The 3,036-nt window shown below is 25.3% G+C and carries 2 protein-coding genes; both read left to right on the top strand.

Features of this window, described 5'->3' with window-relative positions:
- Nucleotides 1-1,803 (top strand): McrB family protein (locus Q5F54_RS12315; RefSeq protein WP_302334519.1); only part of this gene is annotated, 1,803 nt, incomplete at its 5' end.
- A partial coding sequence (locus Q5F54_RS12310; RefSeq protein WP_302334518.1) for a DUF2357 domain-containing protein occupies nt 1,775-3,036 on the top strand: 1,262 nt, incomplete at its 3' end. The genes Q5F54_RS12315 and Q5F54_RS12310, both read left to right, overlap by 29 nt.

Below are 3,036 nucleotides of genomic sequence, written 5' to 3'. Positions count from 1 at the left end.
TATAGTATAGAAGAAAGTGATAATACATATATGGAATTAAAAGAACTAATAGAAGACTTTAAAAATACCTATAAAGAAGATAATTATCAAGATGAAAAACTAAGACAAGAGTTTATAGATAAATTTCCACTAGAAAAATTACCAACATTAGAGCTAGAAAGATATGCATTAGGTGGAAAAGAAAAAGATAACCTATGTTGGTGGCTAGAATTTAATACAGTACCATTAGGAAGTATAAAAGGTGGAAATGCATTAAAGTTTAAAATCTACTACTCAAAGAAAGATAACAAGTGGATATATCCATCTCAATTTTCAAATGTAGAAGATGCATGGTCACAGATGAGAAAAGATATTTGTGAGTTTATTGAAAACTTTAAAAATGGACATTACGACTTACTAAACAACTATAGTTTAATATCATCAATGAATATGTTCAAAACAAAACTTCTATATATGTATTTCCCTAAAAAATTACTTCCTGTATATAGCTTAGATCATATACAAAAGTTTTTATCATACTTTGGATGTTCTGATGAAGAAATACAAACTTTAAATATAGTTGAAGCTAATATGAAGTTAAAAGAAATTCAAAATAGTAGTATTGAGTTTTGTTTATGGGATGGATTAAAATTCATGAGATTTTTATATTCATCACCTATATTAAATAAAGAAGATAATTTAGATAAGGATAATTTTATTGAAGAATCTGAAGAAATAATACCAGTAGACATTATAAATAAAGTTGAAAACTACATAAAAAAGCAAGGTTATAACTACACATATAACCAACTATCAAACCTGTACCTATCACTAAAAACAAAACCATTTACAATACTAGCAGGAATAAGTGGAACAGGAAAATCAAAAATAATAAGACTACTTGCAGATAGTATAAACGCAGACTATACTCTAATCAGTGTAAGGCCTGATTGGAACGATTCAACTGATTTAATAGGCTATAAAAACCTAGACGATAAATTTATAAAAGGTCAACTAACAAAAACAATACTAAAAGCACAACAAAACAAAAATAAACCACACTTAATATGTCTAGATGAAATGAACCTAGCAAGAGTAGAATACTACCTAAGTGACTATCTAAGCATAATAGAAAGTCGTAAAAAAGTAGGACAAGATATAATAACTGACAACATAGTAGAATACCAAGAAAACAATGAAACAATAAAACTACATATACCAGATAACCTATATCTAATAGGAACAGTAAACATGGATGATACAACATTCCAATTTAGTAGAAAAGTATTAGATAGAGCAAATACAATAGAGTTTTCAGATGTAGACTTAGACAACCTATTCTTTGAGAATAACGAAGAAGTAGAAAGTTTAAATGTATCTAATGACTTTTTAAAAACAACATACTTAAAAACTATGGATATAGAACCAGAGTATAGAGAATATGCAAAAGAAGTAAATAAAAAAATAATAGAAATAAATGAAATACTTAAAAAGTCACAAAAGCAATTTGCCTACAGAGTAAGAGATGAAATATTATTTTACATGATAGAAAATAAGAAAGCTGACTTATTAGATGAAGACACTGCATTTGACTATCAAATAATGCAAAAAATACTTCCTGCTATAAATGGAAGTGAGCAAAGTGTATATCAAGTTTTAATAGACTTACTTAACTTTATATTTGAAACTAATGATATAGAAACTGTAGAAGAAGCAGAAAATCACTTAGAAACTACAACTGTAAAATATGAAAACAGTGCAAAGAAAATTATATATATGATAAAAGGGTATCAAAATGATGGGTATGTTAGTTACTGGTACTAGTAGTGATATATTAAAATTGTCTACAGATGATTTTACATTATACATATCTGGAAGCAGTGAAAATAAGAAATTTAAAGCTACCAATAATAATAAAAATATAATGGCACATTTGGGAGTAGATACAACTTATAACTACACTACAGAAACTATAAATAGCTTTAAAGAATTAGAAATAAACAACACTAATACTATGTATCCAAGCTTTTTTGAAGATGGAATCTATAATTTGTATTTAGAAAATAACACTAATGACAAATTTGAAATTTACCATGACCATAAAGAAATAAGAGATAACATAATAACTAGAGGTAGAAATACCTTTGGATCTTTTAAGTTTAATGGAGATATAGGTTATTCTACTTTTAAAATTATTAAAAATAATAGTAAAGTATTAGATTTAACAATACAAGTCTTTCCATCTAAGCTTGATTATATGGATGACTATAATGAAATCTTAAAGGATATAAATGAAGAGATAACTTCATTAGTATTTGATTTTCTAAATAAGACTTTTTCAAGTGTAAATATATGTGATAATAAGAGTCAAACTGGACTTGAATTTATAGTTATCTTAAATAATATTTATGAAAAGCTAGAAAGAGCTATAAAAAGAATAGAAAGATTTCCAAAGCATAGTGTTGTTACAGAGTACAACTTAAAAAATAAACATAAGTCTAAAGTTATATCTACAAAGGAAACTATAAAGCATTTAAGAAAAAATAATAATTCAAACAATGTTGTTGAAGTAAGAAAAAATACAACATTAGATATACTTGAAAATCAATATGTAAAATTTATTATAAAAAGAATCTTAGACAAAATAAAAAATGTTAAGTCTAATGTGAAAATTCAACAAGGTGAAAATAATAAGTATTACATTCAATTAGAAGTATACGAAAAAAGACTTACACATCATCTTAATACATTCTTTAGAAATATTAGTGATATAAACAATAATAAATCTATATCCTTAGTATTTAAAATGGCTAGTGGATATAAGGAATGTTACTACTACTATAATCTATTATCAAAAGCCTTAGATATAAGTAGTGGACTTTATGATATTAGTAATAAAAAGCTTTGGAATTTATATGAAATATGGTGCTACATAAAAATACATAGCATTATAAAAGAATTAGGTTATGAAGCTAAGGAAAATTCGATAATACAATCAACTTCTAATGGATTAACATTATCTCTTATGCAAAATAAAGAAGCTAAATGTATTTATGA

The organism is uncultured Romboutsia sp. (assembly GCF_958366745.1).
Classification (GTDB): Bacteria; Bacillota; Clostridia; order Peptostreptococcales; family Peptostreptococcaceae; genus Romboutsia; species Romboutsia timonensis.
Note: the sequence above shows the minus strand (reverse complement) of the source record. Positions and strands in the feature narration are given on the sequence as shown.